The following is a 26,897-nucleotide window of genomic DNA, read 5'->3' on the forward strand; positions in this document are numbered from 1 at the left end:
GATGGTAAAGAATAAAAGGATACTGGTCGGCCTGCTGGCCCTGACTGCTCTGGCGGGCTGCAGCAGTCCGGAAAAACGCAGCCAGGCCAACCGGGGGTTTGATTATCAGCAGGAATCCTTGCGTATCAGGCCCCTGCTGATACCGGCCGGCCTGGATGCCCCGGCCTTTAACAACGAGTTTGTGGTACCGGCCTTATCCGCCCAGGCCGCCCTGGGTGCCAAAGGCACCGAGCTGGATATCCGTCCGCCGATCCAGATCCTGCCCTTGATCCGTGGCTCACAGGTGGCGGACCAGGGCTCAGCCCTCTGGTTCTATCAACAGCGCCTGGATCAGCCTCTGGAACAGGAGTTGGCGCAGGCTCTGGAAAGCTTCCTGAAAAAACAGAAGATTGATTTCAACAGCAATGACCAGGGGTGGCTGACCGACTGGGTCGGTGCCAAGGGTGAGCCTGAACTCAGGTACGTATGGCAGTTTGCACCGGATCCGGTGCGCCGCGCCGTGGCGCTCTCGGTAACTATCGTCGAGCAGCGCGGTGCTTCAACCCTGCGGCCCCAGGATCGGCAAAGGGCCGAGGCGGTTATGCTCAACGCCTTTTCACTGGACTATCAGTCCGCATTGACAGCCCGTGAAAATGAACTGGACAAGGGGCCAATCGGGATTGAACTGGACTCGGCCCAGGGCCGGGTACTGGCAGCCGAGGGTTACGACCGGACCTGGCGCCGCCTGGTCACCTTGTTGCCGAAAATGGGGTTCGCTATCACCAACCGCCAGCAGGCGCTGGGTTACGTAGATGTTGAATTTGATGGCCTGAGCGACGGCAAATGGCAGAAGCTGGGCCTGCCGGCCCTGGATATCCCTGAGGATGAATATCGGATCCAGTTGGGGGATTTGGGGAATCAGACCAGTATCATGATCAATGACAAGGAGCGGGTGCCGGTATCGGCCGAGGTGCTGGACCATTTCGGCAGGACGCTGGCCAAGGCCTTCGAGCGTACCGAGCTTATCAGGTAACCGCAGTCCTTCCCCGGTGGCAGGACATGCGAGGGGGCGGAGCGGATGGGCGAAATCCAGCAGGGATTTATCCTGACCCGGCACAGCCGGGATCTGTCGGGTAACACCGAGATAGTGTACTGGCTGTGCAGCGAACAGGGGCCGGTCAAACTGGTGTTGCAAGGCGAGCGACCGCTGTTGATGGTGCCGGTCGAGGAGGCGTCCTCCATCGCCGGCCTGCTGGCCGGCATCGACTACCAATGGGCCGAACCCGGCTTGCAGACCTTTGAACACAGGCCGGTCGCGGTACTCTATTTTACCACTCTCGCCAGCCATAAACGGGCGGCAACCCTGCTGCGGGGCGCCGGCATTGTCGTCTATGAAGACGACATCCGGCTCCATGAGCGCTACCTGTTCAGCCGTTTCATTCAGGGGGCGGTGGATTTTGTCGGCCATCAGCTGCCGGCATCCGGTTATCGTTGTTTTACCCAGCCGCGGCTCAGGCCCGGTGGCTGGCAACCGACATTCAGCACCCTGTCCCTCGATATCGAATGTTCGGCCAAGGGCGAACTTTACTCAATCGGCCTCTATGGCAGGGGGCTGGCCCGGGTGCTGATGATAGGGGAACCCGAGCCCGCCGCGACCGATATCTGCTGGGTCGCCGACGAGCCCGCCTTGTTGACCGCCCTTGAGCAGGAGCTCAACCGGTATGATCCCGACCTGATCATCGGCTGGAGTCTGGTCAACTTCGATCTGCGACTGATCCTGCAGCGTGCGGCCCTGCATGGGCTGCGGCTGAAGCTGGGCCGGGGAGGCGAGGCAGCTTATCTGCGCGAGTCCAGCCATAGCGGCCAGGTGTTCGTTACCCTGCCGGGGCGGGTGGCTATCGATGGCATAGACGCGCTCAAGACCGCCTGTTATCAGTTTGACAGTTTCAGCCTGGAACAGGTAGCGCAGCAACTGCTGGGACGAGGCAAGCAAACCGAGGATGTGGCCAACCGGCTGGCGACCATCCAGCGGGATTTTCGCCACAACAAGCCCAAGCTGGCGGCCTACAACCTGGAGGACTGCCGCCTGGTGTGGGATATCTTCGAGCATACCCGGCTGCTGGATTTTTTGCGGCTGCGTAGCCAGCTTACCGGGCTCGAGCTGGATCGCAGTGGCGGCTCGGTTGCTGCCTTCACCCATCTCTACCTGCCCCATGTGCATCGAGCGGGCTATGTGGCGCCCAATCTGCCCGCCGACGGTGGCCTGGCCAGCCCGGGCGGTTATGTGATGGAGTCAAGGCCCGGCCTCTATCGCCATGTGCTGGTGCTGGATTTCAAGAGTCTGTATCCCTCTATTATCCGTACCTTCAAGATAGATCCCCTGGGATTGGTCCTGGGGCTGCAGGAGGCGGATGCCATCCCCGGCTTCCGTGGCGGGTTGTTTTCTCGTCACCGGCATTTTTTGCCGGCCATTATCGAGGCCTTGTGGCAACAGCGGGATCAGGCCAAGCAGCAGCAGGACGGCCCGCGCTCCCAGGCTATCAAGATCCTGATGAACTCCTTTTACGGGGTACTGGGTTCGGGGGGCTGCCGTTTCTATGATACCCGGTTGGCCTCGTCCATTACCCTGCGTGGCCATGACATCATGCAGCAAACGGCCGGCTGGATTGAGCGGCAGGGGCACAGGGTGATCTATGGCGACACCGATTCGGTCTTCGTGCTGCTTGCCGGCAGCCATGACGAGGCTTCGGCCAGCCAGGAGGGGAGGCGCCTGGCTGGCCTGGTCAACGACCAATGGCGGCTGATCCTGGCCGATCAGTTCCGGTTGCAGAGTCACCTGGAGTTGCAGTTCGAGACCTATTATTCCCGGTTTCTGATGCCTACCATCCGCGGCCGGGAGCAGGGTTCGAAAAAGCGCTATGCGGGACTGAGCGTAAAGAGTGGCCGGGTGTCGCTGGTCTTCAAGGGCATGGAGACGGTGCGTTCGGACTGGACCCCTCTGGCCCAATGGTTTCAGACCGAGCTATATCGGCTGGTATTCGATGACCGGGATCCCAGTGACTTTGTGCGTACTGCCCTGGCGCAGACCCTGGCCGGAGAGCGGGATGCCCAGCTGGTCTATCGCAAGCGCCTGCGGCGGCCTCTGGCCCAGTATGTAAAGAGCCAGCCTCCCCAGGTGCGGGCGGCCCGGCTGGCCGACGAGCACAATGCCCGGCTGGGGCGCCCGCTGAACTATCAACGGAAAGGCCATATTCGTTACCTGATCACCCTCAACGGTCCCGAGCCAGAGGAGTACCGCCAGTCGGCCATCGACTACCAGCACTATATCGATCGTCAGCTCAAGCCGGTGGCCGATGCCATACTGCCGTTTGTGGGACTGAGCTTCGAGGCGCTGACCGGCCGGCAACTGGGGCTGTTCTAAAGGGGATTGCTGGACAGCATATGGATAACAGCTGGAGAGGCGGGCGCCGCTTTAGCTAGTGCTATCCGGCCTGCAACCTGTGTTCAAGGCCTGCAGCGCAGGCCCTGTTTTTGTAGGAGCGCCGACCCCGGCGCTATGGTGGTGGCCTTGCGGCCAATCGGTCCGAGGTCGAGTCTCCTACAGGATCACTCCCTCGTTCCTAGTCTTTCGTGCCTTTGTCCTTTTCATCCTTGTCATCGGGGTGGTAGCTGCCGGGGGGAACGCCCCAGTTATCCTTCTTGCTTTCTTCCGTGTCCCAGTCTTTCAGGTTCATCTTGTCGCGGTTTTTTTTCACCGACTTTTCAATTTGCTTGGTGTCTTTCAGGGCGCCAACGAACAGGCCGACCACAAACAGCAGGGGCAGGGCGATCCAGAGCCAGGTGCTCATGGGTTAATCCTCGGTGATATTGCGGATAAAACGGACAAAAATATCGTCCAGTTGCTTAAGAATATGCCCTTTACCGGCTACCGGTCGAGTACTGATGGCCGCCGCGACCAGAGCCGGGGTCAGCCGGGCGGCACAGCTTTTGGCCAAAGGCCGATAGCTCAGGTGCCAGGGTTCGACGGCCACGCCGCCCTGTGGTCGGCGGTAGGGGCGGAAAAAGCCGAAACGGGCCAGGTTGGTATCCAGCCAGCGGGTCAGTGGATAGAAATAGCCTTCCGGCCCGTATTCCCAGGGCTCGAGCCGGAGCCTGGTGCCGGTGGGTAACAGTGTCGGATCATAGATATCCAGATCCGTCCCCCAATGATGGCGGCTGGTGCCCGGCAGGGCGCTCCAATGCAGGATGGCCGCTATGCGCTGCCGCTCATCCAGGGCGAGGGCATCCAGCGGCCGGCTGTCGGCATCCAGCAGCGGCCGGCTGCCGTCGAACTTGCCGTTCCAGATGGCCATCTGGCGATCGAAGCTACGAAAGCTGGAAGCCGGGGCCAGGTTGAACCCCGCGTCCGCCGCAGCCGCCTGCAGTCGGGCAAAAGCGGCCGCGGCGGCGGGTTGCAGGCGATGGCCATTGGCCAGGCTGACCAGATGTTCGTCGCTCAGGCCCAGCAGGGCATTATCGCTGATGCCGGTCAGGCTCATGCCAGCAGTTGCTCCAGTATGCCTTGGTACATATCGGTCAGCTGCTCCAGATCGGCAATCTTCACGCACTCGTTCAGCTTGTGAATGGTGGCGTTGACCGGTCCCAGCTCGATGACCTGGGCGCCGGTCTGGGCAATAAAGCGGCCGTCCGAAGTCCCGCCTGTGGTCAGCAGGGCAGGGGCCTGATGGCGTACCGCAGTGACCGCCGCCACCGTGGCTTCGAGCAGGTTACCCTTGTCGGTGAGGAAGGGTTTGCCATTCAGCAGCCATTTGATGTCATAGTCCAGGCCATGGGCATCGAGCACACTGTGCACCCTGGCCTTGATCTTGGTTTCGTCCAGTTCGGTGCTGAAGCGAAAGTTGAACTGGGCGTGCAGTTCACCCGGGATCACGTTGGAGGCACCGGTGCCGGCCTGGATGTTGGCTATCTGGAAGCTGGTCGGCGGGAAAAACTCGTTACCCTGATCCCACAAGGTATTGGCCAGTTCCGCCAGGGCGGGTGCGGCCCTGTGCACCGGGTTGTCGGCCAGGTGGGGATAGGCCACATGGCCCTGTATGCCCTTGACGGTCAGGTCACCGGTAAGCGAGCCCCGGCGGCCGTTCTTGACCACATCGCCGACTTCCGTGGTGGAAGAAGGCTCGCCCACCAGGCACCAGGTAATCTTCTCGTCGCGGGCCTCCAGGGTGTCGATGACCCGGGTGGTGCCGTTGATAAAGGGGCCTTCTTCATCACTGGTGATCAGGAAGGCAATGGAGCCTTGATGATCCGGATGTTCGGCCACAAAACGTTCGGTGGCGACCACCATGGCGGCGAGCGAGCCCTTCATGTCGGCGGCGCCCCGGCCGTGCAGGTAACCGTTGATTTCGGTGGCCTCGAAAGGGGGCGTATGCCACTTGTCGAGGGGACCGGGAGGCACCACATCGGTATGGCCGGCAAAGCAGAACAGCGGACCTTCGCTGCCGCGTCGGGCCCACAGGTTGGTGGTGTCTTCAAATACCATGGTTTCCAGCGTGAAACCCAGGGCGGCAAGGCGCTCGCCCATCAGTTCCTGGCAACCCTCATCTTCCGGGGTTACCGAGGGGCGGTTGATCAAGTCTTTGGTCAGGGCCAGGACGGCGGAATCAGTCATTGTTGTCCTTGTTTACCGATAGAATAGCTGTAAATCAATCACCGATCAGATGCAGAGATGGAACTCGTCACAGCCTGAGGCTGTTGCTGCCATAGCCGACCGGTGCTCCGAATGTAGCGCCATTTGGAGTAATACGTGCCAGTTAAGCGTACACGGGTTTAATTTGCTTCCCGCCAACACGACGTCCCCCTCCGTGGGAGCTTTGCTGCGTCATCCTTGGCGCAGAAGGTCGATGTGAAAGCCAACCAATTCCGTTCACTGACCGGTATTACGCCATTTGGAGTGGGTGTTTAACAGGTTACAGATTGAAAAAACGGGTATAGTCAGCAGCATTGAAGCCCAGCTTCAATTGATCGTTATGCACCAGCAGCGGGCGTTTGATCATGGCCGGGTTGGCCAGCAACAGGGCGGCGGCGGTATCCGGGCCGAGGCTGGCCTTGTCTTCATCGCTAAGGGCGCGATAGCTGGTGCCTCTCTTGTTGACCAGCTGCTCCCAGCCCAGGTGAGTCAGCCAATCCTGCAATTCCTGTGGATCCAGGCCGTCGATCCTGTGATCGATAAATTGATATTCGATGGCATGCTGTTCAAGCCACTTCCTGGCCTTTTTTACCGTGTCGCAGTTCTTGATGCCGTATAGTTTGATGGTCATCGGCGTGTCCTGTTGCAAGTGTGGTTGGATTCTGGCATTTCGGCGTAACTGCTGCAACCTGGCAGCCGGCCTGCGGACATAACAGCGCTGCGCAGCAGGCACAAGCCAGACCAATTTACACTGGCGCCGGGCCCGGGCTTTGGGTACTGTTAGCACCTTTATCATCCTGTCGCCGTCCGGTTTCCGTGCTATTGCCACGGGCATGCCTGCACCTGGCGCTTTATCTAATTTGCTGTTCAAGCATATGAAAAGGGGATAAAGGTTGGAACTCAAGGAATACTGGAGTGATCGTTATCATTCCCGGGATTTTAAGCTGACACGGGTCGGCGTGGTCGCCATCCGCTTCCGCTGGCTGGTGACCCTGCTGATCATCGGTATTGCCGGCTGGATCCCCATGGATTGGCTGGTGCTGGACTCGGCGCATTTCAGCCTGCTGTGGAAAACGCGGCTGATCACCGGCGCCATGTTGACTCCCCTGTTGCCCCTGAGCTATCTGTGCAAACTCAACCGCCGCTGGATGGTGGCCTCCATCTACTATCTGGTGGGGGTGATGCTGACATTCAACTGGGTTGCCCTGTGGAGTTTTCAGGGAGAGGCAGTCCCCGTCGGCTATCTCGCCTTCCCTTACTTCCTGTTGGGGCTATTGGGGGTGTTGCCCCTGCAGCTGCAATCCAGCATCAAGCTGGCGTTGACCATCAGCCTGCTGGTGCTGGCCTCCGATTACTGGCTGGATCACGGCAGTTTGAGCAACGGATTACTGGCCGATCGTATCTGGCTGTTGCTCAGCTTCGGGCTGGCCATGGTTTGGGTACAGTGCGGCCAGTTGCGCATGCTGCTCGATCTCTACCGGGAATCATCCCGGGATCCCCTGACCCGGCTGATGAACCGCCGGTTGTTCGTGCGCCAACTGGAGCAGGTACGCCATCAGAGCGGGGATGGACGTCCCTATAGCCTGATCCTGTTGGATCTCGATCGCTTCAAGCGGATTAATGACGATTTTGGTCATCTGATGGGTGATGAAGTGCTGGTCAGTGTTGCCAATACCATCATGGATATCCTGGGTCAGGACGCCATGGTGGCCCGCTATGGCGGTGAGGAGTTTATGGTGCTGCTGCCGGATACTTCCCTCGAGCAGGCGTTGCGCCAGGCCGAGACCCTGCGATTGGCGGTGGAATCCCAGCCGGTGGCCAGCCCCCTGGAGGAGGGGGAGGTCAATGTCACCATCAGCGCGGGGGTGGTGGAAGGCGACAGCCACAGCCAGATGCAGGCGTTGTTGCGGCAGGCGGATGAAGCCCTCTATGCTGCCAAGAGCCGGGGGCGTAACTGTGTGATGTCGGAGGGACTGGCGGCCTGAGCCGATCCGTTGGCCGGATGCTGACGGAGGACAGGGCCATGGCTTATACTGCTGGCCTTGCCCAGTTTGACTCCACCCATATCCCTCAAAGGGACAACAATAGCGAGATGTCTTATGCCCAAGGACAAACAGGAAAAACGCGCCCTCTATGTTCCCTATGCGGGTCCGGCCCTGCTGGAAACGCCTTTGCTGAACAAAGGCAGTGCCTTTAACAAGGAAGAACGGATCTCGTTCAACCTGGATGGCCTGCTGCCGCACAATATTGAAACCATAGAAGAGCAGGTCTCCAGAGCTTATCAGCAATATATTTCTTTTCAGAACGATCTGGACAAGCATATCTATCTACGCAACATCCAGGATACGAATGAAACTCTATTTTATCGCCTGGTCGAAGACCACCTGAGCAAGATGATGCCCATCATCTATACCCCGACCGTGGGCAAGGCCTGTGAAGAGTTTTCCAATATTTACCGTCGGGCCCGGGGGCTGTTTATTTCCTATCCGGACAAGGACCGGATTGACGATATCCTGCAAAATGCCACCAAGCGTAACGTCAAGGTTATCGTGGTTACCGACGGTGAGCGTATCCTGGGTCTGGGTGACCAGGGCATCGGCGGTATGGGTATCCCCATCGGCAAGTTGTCCCTCTATACCGCCTGTGGCGGCATCTCTCCCGCTTATACCTTGCCGGTAGTGTTGGATGCGGGCACCAACAACCCCCAGCTGCTGAACGATCCCATGTATATGGGCTGGCGTAACCCCAGGGTGAACGGCGAGCAATACGACCAGTTTGTGGATGCCTTTATCAATGCGGTCAAGCGCCGCTGGCCCAATGTGTTGCTGCAATTCGAGGACTTCGCCCAGAAGAATGCCATGCCGCTGCTCAACCGTTACAAGGACGAGCTATGCTGCTTCAATGACGATATTCAGGGCACGGCGGCGGTGACCCTGGGTTCTTTGATCGCGGCCTGTGAAGCCAGCGGCAGCAAGTTGTCCGAGAAAAGGGTGGCCTTCCTGGGCTCGGGGTCCGCCGGTTGCGGCATTGCCGAGCAGATAGTGGCTCAGATGAAGGCCGAGGGCCTGAGCGATGCCAAGGCACGGCAACGGGTATTTATGGTCGACCGCTTCGGCCTGCTGACCACCAATATGCCCAACCTGCTCGACTTCCAGCGACCCCTGGCGCAGCCCATGGAGCATATCCAGGACTGGCAGACCGAGGGTGAAAATATTTCCCTGCTGGAGGTGATGCAGAACGGCAAGCCGGATATCCTGATTGGGGTATCCGGTCAGCCGGGCCTGTTCACCGAAGCGGTGGTGAAAACCATGCATGTCCACTGCGAGCGGCCAATTATCTTCCCCCTGTCCAACCCCACCTCGCGGGTGGAGGCGACGCCGGAAGACATCATCAACTGGACCGACGGCCAGGCGCTGGTGGCGACCGGCAGCCCCTTTGCGCCGGTGGAATACAAGGGCAGGCTCTATGAGATTGCCCAGTGTAACAACTCCTATATTTTCCCCGGTATCGGCCTGGGGGTACTGGCCTGTGGCGCCAAGCGGGTGACGGATGCCATGCTGATGGCATCGAGCCGGGCCCTGGCGGCCTGTTCGCCGCTGGCCATCAAGGGGGAAGGTTCGCTGTTGCCCCCCCTGGAGGACATCCAGCAGGTGAGCCGTCAGATTGCGAAGATGGTGGCCAAAACCGCCCAGTTACAGGGCCAGGCGCTACAGATTTCCGATGCCGCCCTGGACGAGGCGATAGAAGCCAACTTCTGGACCCCGGAATACCGTAAATACCGCCGGGTTTCTTTCTAATCCAGGCGCGGTCCATCCGCCGCATCTAATGATAACGCCGGCCCACCGCCGGCGTTTTTGTCTGTTATTCCCGAATGAACCCCTGTTCGAGATCTCGACAGGTTTCACGGGGCTCGCAAACCGCCTCCAGGGTGGTCTCTGCCTGCGTTCATTCCTTATCCAAATGTATCCTCCGGAGCCGGTGGCTGCCTGACGCGTTGCGGGGCAGAGAAGAGCCGCTTTGATTATACTTCTAAGTATACTGATCGGTTGTTTGAGCGGTTAATGTCGTGGCCGCCTGCCGTTCGGGGAGGTTGGTGATGAAGCGGTATTATTATGTCAGCGACAACCTGGATGATCTGGAAGCCGTCGAGCAGGAACTGGAGCGCTGCGGTATTACCAAGCCACAGATCCATGTGCTCAGTGAAAAAGACGGAGAGGTAGAGCGGCACCGGCTGCACGAGGTCGAGGCCGTGCTGAAGAAAGATGTGGTGCATTCCACCGAGGTGGGGGCCTTGATCGGAGCCATTGCCGCCGGCTTTGTGCTGCTGCTCAGCTATCTGTCTGGCATTACCGAAACGGTCGGCTGGGTTCCCTTTATTTTTCTGGCGATAGTGGCGCTGGGCTTCGGTGCCTGGGAGGGCGGCATGTTCGGCATCCAGAGTCCGCATCGGGACTTTCGTCAGTTTACGGGCGCATTGCAGGCGGGCAGGCACGTGTTTTTTGTGGATATCGAACCGGCCCAGGAAGCGACCCTGTCACGGGTGACCAGGGCGCACCCCCAGTTGCAGGCGGCCGGTACCGGCGCCGCCACGCCACGTTGGGTGATCCTGGCCCAGAATAAATGGAAAGCATTCAACCGGAAGATGCCCTGATCACCAAATTGTCCCCATTCAGGGTTGAAAACCGGAATTTATCCCCCATATTGCCCAACAGGAGTTTTACTGCCGCTCGACGCTGCTTTTTTGCCTCGCTATAATGCTGCGTCAAATTTGCCATGAAGACCCAGGTCTTCACCAGGACTCAAGGAGCAGTCCGCTGCTTCATATACATCACAGGGTCAGCACCAAGGTGCTGAAGAGAATTGAGGTAATACAATGCAAGTTTCTGTAGAGACGACCCAAGGCCTGGAGCGCCGTCTGACCATCACAGTACCGGCTGAAAAAGTAGCAGGTGAAGTCAACGGCCGCCTGCGTCAGCTGGCCAAGACCCGTCGTATCGATGGTTTCCGTCCTGGCAAGGCGCCGTTAACCGTTATCAAGAAAATGTTTGGCCCTTCAGTCGAAGCCGATGTGGCCGGCGAACTGATGCAGCGTAATTTCTTTGAAGCCGTGATGGCTGAAAAGCTGAACCCGGCCGGTATGCCGACCATGGAGCCTGCCGCTATCAAGGCCGGCGAAGACTTCACCTTCACCGCGACCTTCGAAGTCTATCCCGAAGTGGAAGTGAAAGGTCTGGATGCGGTCGTGGTTGAAAAGCCCCAGGCCGAAGTGACCGATGTCGAACTGGACAAGATGATCGACACCCTGCGCAAGCAGCACGCCGACTGGGTTGAAGTCGAGCGTGAAGCCGCCACCGATGATCGCGTGACCATGAATTTCGTCGGCTCGGTAGACGGTGAAGAGTTCGAAGGCGGCGCTGCCGAAGACTTCGTGCTGGTGCTGGGTTCCGGCCGCATGATCCCTGGCTTCGAAGACGGCCTGCTGGGCAAGAAAGTTGGCGACGACTTCACCCTGGAAGTGACCTTCCCCGAGGATTACCATGCCGAAAACCTGAAAGGCAAGCCGGCCCAGTTCGCCATTGCCGTGACCAAGGTCGAAGCCCAGCAGCTGCCCGAGCTGACCGAAGAATTCGTGCAGCGCTTCGGTATTGCCGACGGTTCCGTTGACGGCCTGAAAGCCGAAGTGCGCAAGAACATGGAGCGCGAGCTGGCCCAGGCACTGAAAGCTTCCGTCAAGGAGCAGGTCATCGACGGCCTGATTGCCCAGAACGAGATCGAGGTGCCCAAGGCACTGATCGATGGCGAAATCGAGACCCTGCGTAAGCAGGCCCTGCAGCGCTTCGGTGGAATGGACGCCAAGAACGCGCCGCAACTGCCGGCCGAACTGTTCCAGGAACAGGCAGAGCGCCGCGTACGCGTGGGTCTGCTGCTGGGTGAAGTGATCAAGCAGAACGACATCAAGGCCGATGATGCCAAGGTGCAGGAAATCATTGCCTCCATGGCCTCTGCTTACGAAGATCCGGCCGAAGTCATCGCCTATTACAACGACAACAAGCAGCTGCTGGAAAGCGTGCGTAACCTGGCGGTCGAAGATCAGGCCATCGAGTTTGTGCTGGCGCAGGCTCAGGTGAGCGACAAGCAGGTGTCTTTTGACGAACTGATGAACAAGCCGGGCGTTGGCGCTTAAGAACATTTGACTTAAGCAATAAGCTGTTGCGTATAATGGCCCTAGTGTTAGTGCACTCGGGCCATTTTATTTAGGGGACAAGACCTTATGTCAATTAATGATACTTCGCTGATGGACGGGCCCCTGGCTGCTCTGGTACCCATAGTGGTGGAGCAAACCGCCAAGGGTGAGCGTTCTTATGATATTTATTCACGTCTGCTGAAAGAGCGGGTGATCTTTATGACTGGCCAGGTCGAAGACCATATGGCCAACCTGATCTGTGCCCAGATGCTGTTCCTGGAGTCGGAAAATCCGGAGAAGGATATATACCTGTATATCAATTCTCCCGGAGGCTCGGTCACTGCCGGCATGTCCATCTATGACACCATGCAGTTTATCAAGCCGGACGTCAGCACAGTGTGCATGGGGCAGGCCTGCTCCATGGGTGCCTTCCTGCTGGCCGGTGGTGCCGCCGGCAAGCGTTTCGCCTTGCCCAACAGCCGGGTGATGATCCATCAGCCGCTGGGCGGCTTCCAGGGCCAGGCATCGGATATCCAGATCCATGCCAAGGAAATTCTGTATATTAAAGAGAAACTCAATCGCCTGTTGGCCGAACACACAGGTCAGGAGCTGTCGGTGGTGGAGCGGGATACCGACCGTGACAATTTTATGTCGGCAATCCAGGCCAAGGAATACGGTCTGATCGACCAGGTACTGCACAAGCGCGATTGAGCAAAGCGGGGTGGGGTGTTATACACTCTCAATATGAGTGGCGAGCGCTCCGTCGCCTGTACGCATAAGAGGTGACTGAATGACAGACAAACGCAGGGGTGAAGGGGACAGCGGCAAACTGCTGTATTGTTCTTTTTGCGGTAAAAGCCAACATGAAGTGCGTAAGCTGATCGCCGGCCCTTCCGTCTATATTTGTGACGAATGTGTCGAGCTGTGCGAAGACATCATTCGCGAAGAGATCAAAGACATCTCTCCCAAACGGGAAGGCGAGGCGCTGCCCACGCCTCACGAGATACGCGCACACCTGGATGATTATGTCATCGGTCAGGATCACGCCAAAAAAGTGCTGGCGGTGGCGGTGTACAACCACTACAAGCGGTTGCGCAATGCGACCAGCTCCGATGGTGTGGAGCTGGGCAAGTCCAATATTCTGCTGATCGGTCCGACCGGTTCGGGTAAGACCCTGCTGGCCGAGACCTTGGCTCGCCTGCTGGATGTTCCCTTTACCATGGCGGACGCCACCACCCTGACCGAGGCCGGTTATGTGGGGGAGGACGTAGAAAACATCATCCAGAAGTTGCTGCAAAAATGCGACTATGATGTGGAAAAGGCCCAGCGCGGTATCGTCTATATCGATGAAATCGACAAGATTTCCCGCAAGTCGGACAACCCTTCGATCACCCGTGATGTATCGGGTGAAGGGGTGCAGCAGGCGCTGCTGAAGCTGATCGAAGGCACTGTCGCTTCGGTTCCGCCTCAGGGCGGGCGCAAGCATCCGCAGCAGGAATTCCTGCAGGTTGATACCTCCAAGATCCTGTTCGTCTGTGGTGGCGCTTTTGCCGGCCTGGACAAGGTGATTGAACAGCGGATGGACAAGGGCACAGGTATCGGCTTTGGTGCCGAGGTGAAAACCAAGAACAACAAGGCGTCCTTGAGCGAAATCTTTACCCAGGTTGAACCGGGCGATTTGGTTAAATACGGCCTTATCCCCGAATTTATCGGCCGTCTGCCGGTGGTAGCCACGCTGACCGAACTGGATGAAGACGCTCTGGTACAGATCCTGTCCGAGCCGAAGAACGCCCTGACCAAACAGTACGGCGCCTTGTTCTCGCTGGAAGATGTAGCCCTTGAGTTCCGTGAAGACGCCCTGCGCGCCATTGCCCGCAAGGCGATGGAGCGCAAAACCGGTGCCCGTGGCCTGCGTTCCATCGTGGAAGGCGTGTTGCTCGATACCATGTATGACCTGCCGTCGATGGACGATGTGGCCAAGGTGGTCATAGATGAAACTGTGATTAAAGGCGAGTCTGACCCCATCCTGATTTTTCAGAAAGGGGAAAACCAGGCCGTATCCGGTGACTGATTGAGCTATTTTTAAGCAATATAAAGGGGCATTATGCCCCTTTTATTGTTTTTACCCAGGCGGTGATTGAATCTGGCGATCACGCCCCCATATACTGCCCAAGCGCTAATAAATTGCATTCAAGCTGAGAGGACACTATGACCCTAGAGCGTTCCGAACGCATCGAAACCCCCGTCCTGCCTCTCCGTGACGTGGTGGTATATCCCCATATGGTGATCCCCTTGTTTGTGGGACGGGAGAAATCCATCCGCTGTCTGGAAGCGGCCATGGAGCAGGACAAGAAGGTACTGCTGGTCGCGCAGAAAGATGCGTCGACCGATGAGCCGGGGGCCGATGATCTGTATCAGGTTGGCACCGTTGCCAATGTACTTCAGCTGCTGAAGCTGCCTGACGGCACCGTCAAGGTCCTGGTAGAAGGTGGTCAGCGGGCCAGACTGGAAAGGCTGTCCGAGCAGGACGGCTACTTCGTGGCCGATGCCCAGTATCTGGCGACCCAGACGCTGGATGAGCGGGAGCAGGAAGTGCTGGTACGCTCCGCCATTACCCAGTTCGAAGGCTACATCAAGCTCAACAAGAAAATCCCGCCGGAAGTGCTGACTTCCTTGTCGGCGATTGAAGATGCCGCACGCCTGGCCGATACCATGGCGGCCCATATGCCCCTGAAGCTGGAAGACAAGCAAAAGGTGCTGGAAATCAGTCAGGTGGGTGAACGGCTTGAATACCTGATGGCGATGATGGAGTCGGAAATCGATCTGCTGCAGGTTGAGCGCCGGATCCGTGCCCGGGTCAAGAAGCAGATGGAGAAGAGCCAGCGGGAGTATTATCTCAACGAGCAGATGAAAGCCATCCAGAAAGAACTGGGTGAGCTGGAAGATGTTCCCGACGAGTTCGAAGCCCTTCAACAGAAGATCGACGATGCCGGCATGACCGACGAGGCCCACGCCAAGGTCATGGCCGAGTTTGCCAAGTTGAAGATGATGTCTCCCATGTCGGCGGAAGCCACTGTGGTACGCGGCTATATCGACTGGGTGCTGTCCGTACCCTGGAAGAAGCGCTCCAAGGTGAAAAAGGACCTGGCCAAGGCCGAGGAGATCCTCGACGCCGACCACTATGGTCTGGAAAAGGTCAAGGAACGCATTATCGAATATCTGGCGGTTCAGAGCCGTACCAACAAGCTGAAGGGGCCTATCCTGTGTCTGGTGGGGCCGCCCGGTGTGGGTAAAACCTCCCTGGGGCAGTCCATCGCCAAGTCCACCGGCCGCAAATATGTACGCATGGCCCTGGGCGGCGTGCGTGACGAGGCGGAAATCCGCGGTCACCGGCGTACCTATATCGGCTCCATGCCCGGCAAGCTGATCCAGAAAATGGCCAAGGTCGGAGTGCGTAACCCGTTGTTCCTGCTGGATGAGATCGACAAGATGTCTTCCGACATGCGCGGTGACCCGGCGTCCGCCCTGCTTGAGGTGCTGGATCCCGAGCAGAACCACAGCTTCAACGATCACTATCTGGAAGTGGACTATGATCTGTCCGACGTGATGTTTGTGGCGACTTCCAACTCCATGCATATCCCGGCACCGCTGCTGGATCGGATGGAGGTGATCCGCCTGTCCGGCTACACCGAGGACGAGAAGCTCAACATCGCCAAACGCCACCTGTTGTCCAAACAGATCAGCCGCAACGGCCTGAAACCCGACGAGTTGGTGGTGGAAGACTCGGCCATTATCGGCATTATCCGTTACTACACGCGGGAAGCCGGGGTGCGTAGCCTGGAACGGGATATCTCCAAGCTGTGCCGCAAGGCGGTGAAAGAAATCCTGCTCAACAAGGATATCAAGCAGGTGGTGATCAACCAGGAAAACCTCAAGTCCTATCTGGGCGTACACCGTTTTGACTACGGCAAGGCGGAAGAGCGTAACCAGATAGGCCAGGTGACCGGCCTGGCCTGGACCGAGGTGGGCGGTGACCTGTTGACCATCGAAGTGGCCAATGTGCCGGGTAAGGGCAAGCTGACCTATACCGGTTCGCTGGGTGATGTGATGCAGGAATCCATCCAGGCGGCACTGACGGTGGTGCGCTCACGCGCGGAAAAATGGCGGATCAACGCAGACTTCCATGAAAAACGCGATATCCATGTGCATGTGCCTGAAGGGGCAACGCCCAAAGACGGCCCCAGCGCCGGTATTGCCATGTGTACCGCCCTGGTATCCAGCCTGACCGGTAACCCGGTGCGTGCCGACGTGGCCATGACCGGCGAGATCACCCTGCGCGGTGAAGTACTGCCGATCGGCGGCCTGAAAGAGAAGTTGCTGGCGGCACACCGGGGGGGCATCAAGCGGGTGGTGATTCCTGCGGAAAACGAGCGGGACCTGGAAGAGATTCCGGATAATGTCAAACAGGATCTGGAAATTCATCCGGTACGCTGGATTGAGGATGTGCTGGAGCTGGCGTTGGAAGAGGCCCCGGAAGGATTTTCTGTGGTTCCGGCCTAGGCTTTTTAGCCTAAATGGCGGTTTCAAGCTTGTCAGCGGCCATCAGTCGCAGTAGCCTTGGATGACGTTTTTACTGCGTCAATGGATGCGGCGGAGTTCCGCCTTCATTGACGGCACTCGGTAGCATGGCAAGCCGCTCTCATGGTCTTGTCATCTACTAACAAATAACAAGATCAAGGCTAGCTCCGTGTCCTGTCACGAGCACTCAAATAACGACAAGGGGAATGATTGTGAATAAATCTCAACTGATCGATAAAATTGCCGAAGGTGCCGATATTACCAAGGCATCTGCTGGTCGTGCGCTGGATGCCGTGGTCGAGGCGATTACCGAATCATTGAAAGAGGGTGATCAGGTTTCACTGGTCGGTTTTGGCACCTTTGCCGTGCGCGAGCGCGCCGCCCGTACCGGCCGTAACCCTCAAACCGGTGCGGCCATTGAAATTGCCGCCGCCAAAACCCCCGCGTTTAAAGCCGGTAAAGCGCTGAAAGACGCTGTAAACTAAGTCATACTGGCTGCTGGAACTTGACTCCAGTCCAGGTCATGATCCGAACAAGGCGCATCTCAAGGTGCGCTTTTTTTCGGATGAGGCGGCAAGCCGTCTATCGGGAGTAACTAACATCCATGTTTTTTGACAAACTTCGAGCCGGTACTCAAGGCACCACCTCCAAGGTGATCCTGGGGTTGATTATTGTATCTTTTGCCCTGGCGGGTGTCGGCAGCTATGTAAACCGGCCTGTACCTGAGGTTGCGGCCGTGGTCAATGGGGACGAAATCAACCTGCAGTCCCTGGAAAACGCCTATCGCAACGAGCGCGCACGTCTGGAAAATCAACTGGGTCCCCAGTTCAGCCAGTTATTAGGCGATCCCCAGTATGTTGAACAAATTCGCCGCTCCGTGCTGGAGCAGCTGGTAGAGCAGCGGTTGATCGATCAAAAGGTACAGGAACTGGGCCTGCGCGCCAGCGATGAGCAGGTACGCAATGCCATTCGCAGCCTGCCCGAGTTCCAGCAAGACGGCGTGTTCAATAATGAACGCTATTTGCAGTTGCTGGCCCGTAGCGGTCTCAGCGCCGAGCAGTTGCGCGACAGCGTACGCCAGGACCTGAGCCGGCAAATGCTGGTGAATACGGTTTTGGGCTCCAGCTTTACCCTGGAGCAGGAAGCCGGCTGGCTGGACCGGCTGAGCCGCCAGCAGCGGGATGGCGAATATGTGCGCCTGCCCCTGGCCAGCTTCATCGATCAGGTTGAACCCAGTGACGCCGAGATTGAAGCCTACTACCAGCAAAATCCCGGTCAGTTCCAGCGGCCCGAGCAGGTCAAGCTTAACTATCTGATGCTGGATGCCTCTGCCTTTTCGACCGATGATATCAGTGAGCAGGAAGTTCGGGATTATTATCAGGCCAACCAGGCCAGCTATACTCAACCCGAGCAGCGCAGGGTCGCCCATATTATGGTGAACAAGGGCGAAGAGGCCGAGCAGAAACTTCAGGATATCGCCGACCGTCTGGCTGCGGGCGAAAGCTTTGCTGAACTGGCCAAAGCGGAATCGGATGACGTCTTTTCAGGCGCCAAGGGCGGCGAACTGGAGTGGATGACTCCCGGCACCATGGATTCGGCGTTTGACAGCGCTGCCTTTGCCCTGGCCAGGGTCGGTGATGTTTCCGGGATCGTGGAAAGCGAGTTTGGTCTGCACCTGATCAGCCTGCTGGAGGTGCGACCTGCCGTGATCAAACCATTGGATGAGGTCAGTGCCGACATCGCCAGGCGACTGGCTCAGGACAAGGCGGCCGACGCCTTCTATGCCCGGGAGCAGAAACTGGCCGAGCTGGCCTTTGAGTTCCCGGATTCACTGGATATGGCGGCCCAGGAGCTGGGCCTTGAGATAGTGTCCACCGACTATTTCTCGGCACAGGATGCCCCGGCCGCCATCAATCATCCCCAGTTGCTTCAGGAGGCGTTCGGCGAGCGCCTGCGAGAGCAGGGCGGTAATTCCGACCTGATTTCCCTGGGCCAGAACAAGGCGGCAGTCATCCATGTCATCGACCGGCGACCGGCTGCGGTACGCGAGCTGGCCGAGGTGCGTGAACAGGTTAGGAGCAGGGTGGCGGCCAGCCAGGCTGCTCAGTTGACCCTGGACGCGGCTATCACCTTGCAACAGGCCTGGTCCGAAGGCAAGCAGGCAGAGTTGCTGGCTCAGTATCAGCTCGAGCCCAGCGTACTGACTGGGGTTACCCGTGATGATAGCGAGCTGGAACCGGGCCTGTTGAACGCCCTCTTTGCCATGGCGACTCCGGCCGCAGCGCCCAGCCTGAGTACCGTTGAGTTATCCAATGGCGACCAGGTAGTGATCCGGCTTGACAAGGTGACCACGCCGGAGGCCGTGTCAGAGAATATGGAGCAAATCCGCCAGGGCCAGAGTGACCTGCTTGCCGACCGTGAATACCGTAGCATGCTGGAATCCCTCAAGGCCGGCGCCGACATCGAGTATCGACAGCTGCCACAAACTGATGGCTTCTGAAAAAAGGCGCTTCGGCGCCTTTTTATCGTTATATGGCCCTTGCCCATGTCAAAGATATGATGATCAAGCCACCTAAAGACACTTGGGATGTTGCATCCCTGTATTCAATTTGATAATAAAGTGTGCCCCCAATGGCGTGGTGCCGTTTTACGCTTAATCTACAAGCATGACCCCAGATGGTGGCAGGTTTTATCCACGGGCATCTTTCGCTATGATGCCCAACTCGGGTAAAGTGTTATAAGCCGATAAGGCGACAGCAGTCGGAGAAATCTTTTGATTAACGTATTCCTGGTTGATGACCATGAGTTAGTGCGCACAGGGATCCGACGCATACTGGAAGATGTCAAAGGGATGAAGGTGGTTGGCGAGGCCAAAAGCGGTGAAGATGCCGTGCAATGGTGTCGCGAACAGCACCCGGATGTCATCCTGATGGACATGAATATGCCGGGCATTGGCGGCTTGGAAGCTACCCGCAAAATTTTGCGTTTCAACCCGGATGTGAAAATTATCGTATTGACCATACACACCGAAAATCCGTTTCCGACCAAGGTGATGCAAGCCGGTGCGGCCGGTTACCTGACCAAGGGGGCCGGACCGGAGGAGATGATCAATGCGATCAGGCTGGTTAACAGCGGGCAGCGCTATATTTCCCCGGAAATTGCCCAGCGGATGGCCCTGAGCCAGTTTTCCAATGAAGAAAATCCATTCAAGCAGCTGTCTGAACGGGAGCTGCAGATCATGCTAATGATCACCAAGGGCCAGCGGGTGACCGATATTTCGGAACAGCTTAATCTGAGTCCGAAGACGGTTAACAGCTATCGTTACCGCCTGTTCAGCAAGCTCAATATCAACGGCGATGTCGAGCTGACCCACCTTGCCATCCGTTATGGCATGCTGGATTCAGAAAAAATATAGCGGCGATGAGCCAGTCTTTTGATGCAAAAGCCTTTCTCAAGGTCGTGACTGAACAACCCGGCATTTACCGTATGTACGACAACGCCGGGGTTGTTATCTATGTCGGCAAGGCCAAAAACCTCAAGAAGCGACTTTCCTCCTATTTTCGTGCCCAGGTCAGCGGAGCAAAAACGCGGGCGCTGGTACGCCAGATCTGCGATGTACAGGTGACGGTGACCCATACCGAAACCGAAGCGCTGATCCTCGAACACAACCTGATCAAGCAGTATCTGCCCAGATACAATGTGTTGCTGCGGGATGACAAGTCTTATCCCTATATCATCATCACCGAGCATGCGCACCCCCGGATCGGTATCCACCGAGGCCCACGTAAGGCCAAAGGCGAGTATTATGGGCCTTATCCCAATGGTGCCGCGGTGCGTGAAAGCCTGCACCTGATGCAAAAGCTGTTTCCGGTACGTCAGTGCGAAGACGGTTATTATGCCAACCGCTCCCGGCCCTGCCTGATGTACCAGCTCAAGCGTTGTGCCGGACCCTGCGTCAAGGGGCTGGTCAGCGAGCAGGAGTACCGTCATCAGGTGATGCTGGCCCGATTGTTCCTGCAGGGCAAGAACCAGCAGATATTGCAGGATCTGGCCGACAGCATGGAACAGGCCAGCCAGGAGCTGCGCTTTGAAGATGCGGCCCGCTTCCGGGATCAATTGCAGGCGCTGAGGCGGGTGCAGGAACAGCAGTCGGTGAGCGGTAACCTGCAGGACGATCTGGATGTGGTGGGGCTGGCTTGCGAGCGTAGCCTGGCCTGCGTACATGTGCTCTTTATTCGTCAGGGCAAGGTGCTGGGCAGCCGGAGTTATTTCCCCAAGATACCACCGGACACCGACGCGCAGGAGGTGCTGCAGAGCTTCCTGCTGCAGTTTTACCTATCTGATGCCGGTGGGCGGCAGGTACCGGGAGAGGTATTGCTCGACCGCAGCCTGGACGATGAAGTCGTTTTAAGCGACACCCTGAGCCAGCATCAAGGGCGCAAGGTGCGCCTGCGTAGCCGTACCCGGGCCGAGCGTGCCCGCTTCATCAAGCTGGCGCATACCAATGCCGAAACGGCGCTGGCCAGCCGGTTGGCCCATAAGAGTACCCTCAGGCAGCGTCTGAGCCAGTTGGAGGAGCTGTTGGAGCTCCGCCCCATTGTACGTATGGAATGTTTCGATATCTCCCATACCATGGGTGAGAAGACGGTCGCTTCCTGTGTGGTGTTCAACAGCGATGGCCCTCAGAAGAGCGAATATCGCCGCTATAACATTGCCGGCATTACCCCGGGAGATGATTATGCCGCCATGGAGCAGGCCCTGAGCCGGCGTTTCCATCAGGCGGATCCGGACAAGCTGCCCGATGTGCTGTTTATCGACGGCGGCCTGGGCCAGTTGGCCCGGGCAGAGGCGGTCATTGCCGAGCAATTGGCGGGACAGCCCAAACAGCCGCTGCTGGTGGGGGTTGCCAAGGGAGTGACCCGCAAGCCTGGGCTGGAAACCCTGATCATGGGCGGCAGCCATGAAGAACGGCATTTACCGGCCGATATGCCGGCACTACACTTAATACAACATATCCGGGACGAGTCCCACCGTTTTGCCATTACCGGCCACCGGGCGCAAAGAGGAAAGGTGCGTAACACCAGCACCCTGGAAGTCATTCCGGGGGTCGGGCCCAAGCGGCGACAGGCCCTGCTCAAGTATCTGGGAGGCCTGCAGGAAGTTAACCGGGCAAGTGTCGATGAATTAGCCAAGGTTCCGGGGATCAGCCGCGAGTTGGCAGAAAAAATACATGATGCATTGCATCACTGAGTTCCATCATGCACCATGTGGCCGCATGCTCCTATGGTTTGATAACAATGATAAATATTCCAAACTCACTGACTTATTTCCGTATCCTGTTAATTCCTGTTTTTATTATTCTGTTCTACCTGCCGTTTGAATGGTCCTATTTTTGGGCGGCGCTGGTATTTACCATTGCAGCGATAACGGACTGGTTCGACGGTTTTTTGGCACGTCAGCTGGATCAAACCACACAGTTTGGCGCCTTCCTGGATCCGGTTGCCGACAAGGTGATGGTGGCGGCGGCCCTGGTGCTGATCACCGAAGACTACAGCAGCATATTGGTGACGGTTCCGGCAATGATCATGATCGCCCGGGAAATCATCATTTCCGCCTTGCGGGAATGGATGGCTGAATTAGGCAAGCGTTCCCGGGTGGCGGTGAGCTGGATAGGCAAATGGAAAGCGACCATACAGATGCTGGCCCTGATCGGCCTTATTTGGCAGCAGAGCATTTACATGATCTGGGGTAGCTACCTGCTGCTCTATGTGGCTACCGGCCTCACCCTGGTTTCGGCCTATGACTATCTGCGGGCTGCCTGGTCGGATCTGACCAGCGAGGGCTAACTTTTATCGATAAAATAGCTCTTTACGCATAAAAAATGTGCGAACAGCCCGAAAAAGCAATATTAAGGTTGACTGACAGGCTCTGCCCATTAAAATGCTTGCCATCTGGAAGCACTTCTTCATGGCGCGTTAGCAAAGCGGTTATGCAGCGGATTGCAAATCCGTTTAGTCCGGTTCGACTCCGGAACGCGCCTCCAGATCACTTCAGTCTGCCCGGATGGTGAAATCGGTAGACACAAGGGATTTAAAATCCCTCGCTGGTAACAGCGTGCCGGTTCAAGTCCGGCTCCGGGCACCATTTAGAATCGACACCTTATCTTCATCCCCATTTTTTGAATCTATCGGTACAACCGACCTTGGTTGATATCACGCTGTATTCTTGCCATTAGTACTCCCCTGAATAGGGATTATTCCGCCTGCTTCATTGCAGCCTGCGGTGGGGTACTGTCGTGTGATTTCTTTTATCTTTTACGGACAAGGAAATCATGCTGTCTTCTAGACTGCCCTGAAATTGAGACATCATATTCTGATTTACAGCCATGTACAGGGTGGAAGATCATGGATGCACTTCGGGTGTTTCGTTGGCGTTGTGTGTTGTTGATGGTATTAAGCATGCCAACAAAGACGGCCGTGGCGGGCCGTCTGCGATGGTTGGGAGTCAATGCCTAAACGATGTCCGGTACCTTGAAAATACGGTGGAAGGCCTCAGCATGTGCAGTATGTGCCTGCTGCTTCTGATGGAAGGCTTTCACCACATCTTCCCGTTTGCAACTACCCTCCCTTAGCGATTGGACTTTTTGATCGTAGTTGTCGCTGGCTTCTCGCAGCTTTTTTCTTTTGTCATGCAGTTCATCCCAGGTCTCGTTAGTTAAATCCACGAATTCTGTCATCCTGTTTCTCCTTCGATGCCGGGACCCTGAAGTCTAGTACAAAAAACAGGACGGGGTTGGGAAGCTACCTTTTTGCGTTGATTAAAAATTCTGCTTTACCTTAAGCCTTTTTTTTTTTATGGTCTTTCCCCAAATTAAAATAACCAAAATCCCATGGCCATCACACAGACAATAACAATCCTTGCCTGTTCTGATTGTTTGATCAAATCCACAGATCTCACCGTTAGTCCTTATTCTCGATGATAGTGTCTTTTATTGAGCAAGCCGTGTTGCTGCTGGCCCTGTGCTGGCTGCTGACCTATAACGTCAGGCTATGGGATGGCCGTCCATGGGCCAGGCGATTGGTTTCCGGGCTCTTGTATGGTTCCATGACCATTGTGTGCATGTGGAATTCTTATGCTATGGCCCCGGGTGTACTGCTGGATGCCCGTGATGTGGTGCTGGCCATGGCCGGGTTATTTGGCGGGCCTGTGGTCGGCGTCATGGCCGGGCTGATGGCGGCGGCCTATCGCTGGTGGCTGGGAGGCGTCGGGGCGCCACCAGGCATACTCCTTATGGCCTGGGCCTCCGGGGCCGGGCTTGTGCTGCGCTATCTCATAGGGCAGGGCTGGCTGAAGCTGAATATCCGCTCATTGTTGCTGTTGAGCCTGGTGATCTATGGCGGTGAACAGCTGTCATACTTATCTCTGCCCGCAGAAATCTGGCTGCAGTCCCGGTCTGTTGTTGTGCCCTTGATGCTGGTGGCGCTGATAGTGCTGCTTGGATTGGTGCTGCAGGATGCTCAAAATCACCGACAGATGGAGTTGACGCTCTCTACCAGTGAAGCCCGCCTGCGGGCCATTACCGGTGCCATTCCCGATCAGTTGTTGGTCATCGACGATGAAGGCTATTACCTGGAGGTGGCTTCGGCAGCGCCGGCCTCCCGGCCAGAGGAGTCGGTGCGTCATCGAGGTCGGCGGGTGCAGGATCTGCTGGTTACGGCGGAGGCCGAGCGGGTCATGGCGTTTATCCGTGACACCCTGGCCAGGAATACCCCCCATTCCATCGTCTATCGGCTGGATGGCCCCGGAGGGGGAAGGGTATGTGAAGGGCACGCCCAGACACTCCACGGTTTGCCCAAGGGGCAGTCGGCGGTGGTGATGATAGTGCGTGATATCACCGAGCGAGTGAAGGCTGAAACCGAACTGCGGGTGGCGGCGGCGGCCTTTGACAGTTCTCAGGGCATGCTGATCACGGATGCCGATAATCGTATCCTGCGGGTGAATCGTCAGTTTACTGAAATAACCGGTTATACGGCCGCAGAGGTGCTGGGCTCAACGCCCGGTATGCTGAGCTCGGGTCGACATACGCCGGCGTTTTACCAGCAGATGTGGAACTGTATCCAAGGCACCGGTAACTGGCAGGGTGAAATCTATAACAAACGCAAGTCCGGTGAAGTCTACCCCCAGTGGTTGACGATCAGCTCGGTAAAAAACAAACAGGGCCAGGTGAGTCATTATGTGGCCGCCATCAGCGATATCAGTCAGCGCAAGGCGGATGAACAGCAGATTAACAGGCTGGCATTCTACGATGTGCTCACCGGCCTGGCTAATCGTCGCCTGCTGGCGGAACGCCTGAAACAGGGGCAGACGAGTGGCCGTCACCAGGTTTCCGGTGCACTGATCTATATTGATCTGGATAATTTCAAGGACATCAATGATCTGTGGGGACACGGTGCAGGCGATCAAACCCTGTTGCAGGTCGCGCAGCGGTTAAGCAATGCGGTACGGGAAACCGATACGGTGGCCCGTCTGGGAGGAGATGAGTTTGCCGTTTTGTTGACCGACTGGCCGCATCAGCCTGGAGGTGAGGAAGGCCGGCTTGAGCAGATGGCTGGTCGCCTGCTGGATACCCTGTTACAACCCTATGTCTTCGAGCAAAACAGTCTGCACCTCAGTGCCAGCCTGGGACTGGTGCTGTTCGACAGTGACCCGCCGCCGCTGGAGGAGTTGTTGCAGCGGGCCGAGCTTGCCATGTACCAGGCCAAGGCGGAGGGAAAGAGCCGTCTGTGTTCTTTTGATGCCGATATGCAGGCCGCGGTAACCCGGCGTTTGCAGCTGGAGAAAGATGTTATTCGCGGACTGGAGCTAAACGAATTTGGCATTTATCTGCAGGCACAGGTGAGCGAACATCAGGGAGTGAGCGGTGCCGAGGCCTTGGTGCGTTGGTACCACCCCGAACGGGGACTGCTGGCACCGGGGGCCTTTATCGAAGTGGCGGAGTCGGCCGGCCTGATGGGGCGGATAGACAGTCGGGTATTGCTGTTGGCTTGCGAGCAGCTGGCGGTGTGGTCGAGACAGCCCGCACTGGCCGAGCTGACGCTGTCGGTGAACCTCAGTGCCTCGGAGCTGTATCGGCCCGGCTTTGTCGAGGAGGTGCTGGATGTACTGGCTCAAACCGGCGCCAACCCGGCACGGTTGAAGCTGGAGTTGACCGAATCCATGCTGCTGAACGATATGCCGACCGCCATCGCCCGGATGACGATGCTCAAGGACAGGGGCGTGCGTTTCGCGGTGGATGATTTCGGCACCGGTTATTCTTCCCTGCTCTATTTGCAACAGCTGCCGTTGGATCAACTGAAGATTGATCAGTCTTTTGTGCGGGCTTTGCCGGACGATCACAACAGCCTGGAGATTGTCCGTACCATCATAGCGCTGGCTCGCTCTCTGGGAATGGAAGTGATTGCGGAAGGGGTGGAAACCCAGGCCCAGCGACAGACTCTGCTGGCCAGCGGTTGCCATTTGTATCAGGGATACCTGTTTGCCCGACCCGAGCCGGCCCAGCTGCTGGAGCAGATGATCGACGCCGATCAGGGGCGGTGCCTGCCCATTTTCGAGCCGGATAATGAAACCGGTTTGCCAGGCTTGGCATAGGCGATGACGGGCGCGTCAGAGCAGGATTTTTTTCCGGGCAGATTCCAACGGTCGCCGAGTCGGGCTATCATTTCAGTAACTTATATTTTGGGCCTGTTATTATCTATGCGTCTGTTTTTCGGTGTGTCTGCTGCCACCTTGCTTTTTGCCGGTTTACTTAGTCCTGCCTCGGCCGAGCGCCTTTCCTCCAACTATGATTACCACAATGCCATCGACCGGGTTGTGGCCTCCTATGGCCCGTTGGCCGAGGTGCGCATGAAGCCCTATTTTATGGGGGCCGGGGTCACTTATCCCCCCCTGGAGGCGGTGCTGCTGGCAACCAAGGAAGAAAAAGCACTGGAATTGTGGGGCCGTAATGCCGGCGGTGATTTCAAGTTCATCCGCAGCTACCCCATTCGCAAGACCAGTGGTGGGCCCGGGCCCAAGTTGCGGGAAGGGGACAAGCAAATCCCCGAAGGCATCTACAAGATCACCGATCTCAATCCCCACAGCCAGTTTCATTTATCCATGAAGCTGAATTATCCCAATAGCTACGATCTGATGCGGGCGGCAAAAGAGGGCCGCAGTCGACCCGGATCCAATATTTTTATTCATGGCAAGGCCGAGTCGGTTGGCTGTTTGGCCGTGGGCGATTTGGCCATTGAAGAGCTGTTTGTGCTGGTCAATACCATCGGCCTGGAGCAGGTATCGGTAGTGATAGCACCGCATGACCCCCGTAGCAGGCCGATGGACGGTATCGCGCCCGAATTGCCCTGGTGGGCGCCGGAGCTGTACGCGCAGATCAGGCAGGAGTTCGAACGCTTTCCTAAAAACGATATTTAA

General features: G+C 57.3%; 21 protein-coding genes and 2 tRNA genes. 18 read left to right on the forward strand and 5 right to left on the reverse strand.

Features of this window, described 5'->3' with window-relative positions; all coding sequences use genetic code 11:
• Window position 1 precedes the first annotated feature (1 nt).
• A complete protein-coding gene (gene bamC, locus DCS96_RS01950) occupies window positions 2-1,012 on the forward strand; it encodes an outer membrane protein assembly factor BamC (RefSeq protein ID WP_232818162.1) in 1,011 nt (336 codons plus the stop codon).
• Between the two features lie 45 nt (window positions 1,013-1,057).
• Window positions 1,058-3,400 carry a DNA polymerase II gene (locus tag DCS96_RS01955; protein WP_116472679.1) on the forward strand — a complete coding sequence of 781 codons (2,343 nt, stop codon included), beginning with the start codon at window positions 1,058-1,060 and terminating at the stop codon, window positions 3,398-3,400.
• Between the two features lie 199 nt (window positions 3,401-3,599).
• On the opposite strand, the gene DCS96_RS01960 is transcribed toward DCS96_RS01955, so the two are convergent.
• From DCS96_RS01960 to DCS96_RS01975, 4 genes are all read right to left on the reverse strand, one after another.
• Window positions 3,600-3,827: a hypothetical protein gene (locus DCS96_RS01960; RefSeq protein ID WP_116472680.1), complete on the reverse strand. Its 228-nt coding sequence runs from the start codon at window positions 3,825-3,827 to the stop codon at window positions 3,600-3,602.
• 3 nt (window positions 3,828-3,830) lie between these two features.
• Complete coding sequence (locus DCS96_RS01965) at window positions 3,831-4,502, reverse strand: M15 family metallopeptidase (protein ID WP_198650022.1); 672 nt, start codon at window positions 4,500-4,502, stop codon at window positions 3,831-3,833.
• 11 nt (window positions 4,503-4,513) lie between these two features.
• On the reverse strand, window positions 4,514-5,647 hold the full coding sequence (dapE, locus tag DCS96_RS01970) for a succinyl-diaminopimelate desuccinylase (RefSeq protein WP_116472682.1): 1,134 nt from the start codon (window positions 5,645-5,647) through the stop codon (window positions 4,514-4,516).
• Window positions 5,648-5,945: 298 nt separating this feature from the next.
• Window positions 5,946-6,296, reverse strand: coding sequence for an ArsC family reductase (locus tag DCS96_RS01975; protein WP_116472683.1), 351 nt, complete (start codon window positions 6,294-6,296; stop codon window positions 5,946-5,948).
• Window positions 6,297-6,558: 262 nt separating this feature from the next.
• On the opposite strand from DCS96_RS01975, the gene DCS96_RS01980 reads away from it, so the two are divergent.
• From DCS96_RS01980 to DCS96_RS02045, 14 genes are all read left to right on the forward strand, one after another.
• Window positions 6,559-7,650, forward strand: a complete 1,092-nt coding sequence (locus DCS96_RS01980; RefSeq protein ID WP_116472684.1) for a GGDEF domain-containing protein — start codon at window positions 6,559-6,561, stop codon at window positions 7,648-7,650.
• A 114-nt stretch (window positions 7,651-7,764) separates the two neighbouring features.
• Entirely contained in the window at window positions 7,765-9,462 is a 1,698-nt protein-coding gene (locus DCS96_RS01985; protein ID WP_116472685.1) for an NAD-dependent malic enzyme, read from the forward strand.
• Between the two features lie 299 nt (window positions 9,463-9,761).
• The gene (locus DCS96_RS01990) at window positions 9,762-10,316 is read left to right on the forward strand and encodes an NAD/FAD-utilizing enzyme (RefSeq protein WP_116472686.1); all 555 of its coding nucleotides are present in this window, start codon (window positions 9,762-9,764) and stop codon (window positions 10,314-10,316) included.
• A gap of 222 nt (window positions 10,317-10,538) precedes the next feature.
• Window positions 10,539-11,849 (forward strand): trigger factor, encoded by a 1,311-nt coding sequence (gene tig / locus DCS96_RS01995; protein ID WP_116472687.1) that lies wholly within the window; start codon window positions 10,539-10,541, stop codon window positions 11,847-11,849.
• A gap of 87 nt (window positions 11,850-11,936) precedes the next feature.
• Complete coding sequence (gene clpP, locus DCS96_RS02000) at window positions 11,937-12,560, forward strand: ATP-dependent Clp endopeptidase proteolytic subunit ClpP (protein ID WP_116472688.1); 624 nt, start codon at window positions 11,937-11,939, stop codon at window positions 12,558-12,560.
• A 79-nt stretch (window positions 12,561-12,639) separates the two neighbouring features.
• The gene (clpX, locus tag DCS96_RS02005) at window positions 12,640-13,920 is read left to right on the forward strand and encodes an ATP-dependent protease ATP-binding subunit ClpX (RefSeq protein ID WP_116472689.1); all 1,281 of its coding nucleotides are present in this window, start codon (window positions 12,640-12,642) and stop codon (window positions 13,918-13,920) included.
• A 137-nt stretch (window positions 13,921-14,057) separates the two neighbouring features.
• Window positions 14,058-16,409 carry an endopeptidase La gene (lon, locus tag DCS96_RS02010; protein WP_116472690.1) on the forward strand — a complete coding sequence of 784 codons (2,352 nt, stop codon included), beginning with the start codon at window positions 14,058-14,060 and terminating at the stop codon, window positions 16,407-16,409.
• 230 nt (window positions 16,410-16,639) lie between these two features.
• Window positions 16,640-16,912, forward strand: coding sequence for a nucleoid-associated protein HU-beta (gene hupB / locus DCS96_RS02015; protein WP_116474491.1), 273 nt, complete (start codon window positions 16,640-16,642; stop codon window positions 16,910-16,912).
• A 119-nt stretch (window positions 16,913-17,031) separates the two neighbouring features.
• The gene (locus DCS96_RS02020) at window positions 17,032-18,927 is read left to right on the forward strand and encodes a SurA N-terminal domain-containing protein (RefSeq protein ID WP_116472691.1); all 1,896 of its coding nucleotides are present in this window, start codon (window positions 17,032-17,034) and stop codon (window positions 18,925-18,927) included.
• Between the two features lie 273 nt (window positions 18,928-19,200).
• Window positions 19,201-19,842: a UvrY/SirA/GacA family response regulator transcription factor gene (uvrY, locus tag DCS96_RS02025; protein WP_116472692.1), complete on the forward strand. Its 642-nt coding sequence runs from the start codon at window positions 19,201-19,203 to the stop codon at window positions 19,840-19,842.
• Between the two features lie 5 nt (window positions 19,843-19,847).
• Window positions 19,848-21,677 (forward strand): excinuclease ABC subunit UvrC, encoded by a 1,830-nt coding sequence (gene uvrC, locus DCS96_RS02030; protein ID WP_116472693.1) that lies wholly within the window; start codon window positions 19,848-19,850, stop codon window positions 21,675-21,677.
• Window positions 21,678-21,724: 47 nt separating this feature from the next.
• A complete protein-coding gene (gene pgsA / locus DCS96_RS02035; protein WP_116472694.1) occupies window positions 21,725-22,273 on the forward strand; it encodes a CDP-diacylglycerol--glycerol-3-phosphate 3-phosphatidyltransferase in 549 nt (182 codons plus the stop codon).
• A gap of 123 nt (window positions 22,274-22,396) precedes the next feature.
• Window positions 22,397-22,470 (forward strand) — tRNA-Cys (locus tag DCS96_RS02040).
• Between the two features lie 14 nt (window positions 22,471-22,484).
• Window positions 22,485-22,571: transfer RNA gene (locus DCS96_RS02045), tRNA-Leu, on the forward strand.
• Between the two features lie 367 nt (window positions 22,572-22,938).
• Here DCS96_RS02045 and DCS96_RS02050 read toward each other — a convergent pair.
• The gene (locus DCS96_RS02050; RefSeq protein WP_116472695.1) at window positions 22,939-23,163 is read right to left on the reverse strand and encodes a hypothetical protein; all 225 of its coding nucleotides are present in this window, start codon (window positions 23,161-23,163) and stop codon (window positions 22,939-22,941) included.
• A gap of 239 nt (window positions 23,164-23,402) precedes the next feature.
• On the opposite strand from DCS96_RS02050, the gene DCS96_RS02055 reads away from it, so the two are divergent.
• Both DCS96_RS02055 and DCS96_RS02060 read left to right on the forward strand, forming a co-directional pair.
• Entirely contained in the window at window positions 23,403-26,075 is a 2,673-nt protein-coding gene (locus tag DCS96_RS02055) for an EAL domain-containing protein (protein ID WP_116472696.1), read from the forward strand.
• 105 nt (window positions 26,076-26,180) lie between these two features.
• Window positions 26,181-26,897 (forward strand): L,D-transpeptidase family protein, encoded by a 717-nt coding sequence (locus DCS96_RS02060; protein ID WP_232818163.1) that lies wholly within the window; start codon window positions 26,181-26,183, stop codon window positions 26,895-26,897.

The sequence above is a fragment of the Zobellella maritima genome (assembly GCF_003075035.1).
In the GTDB taxonomy this organism is placed as follows: domain Bacteria; phylum Pseudomonadota; class Gammaproteobacteria; order Enterobacterales; family Aeromonadaceae; genus Oceanimonas; species Oceanimonas maritima.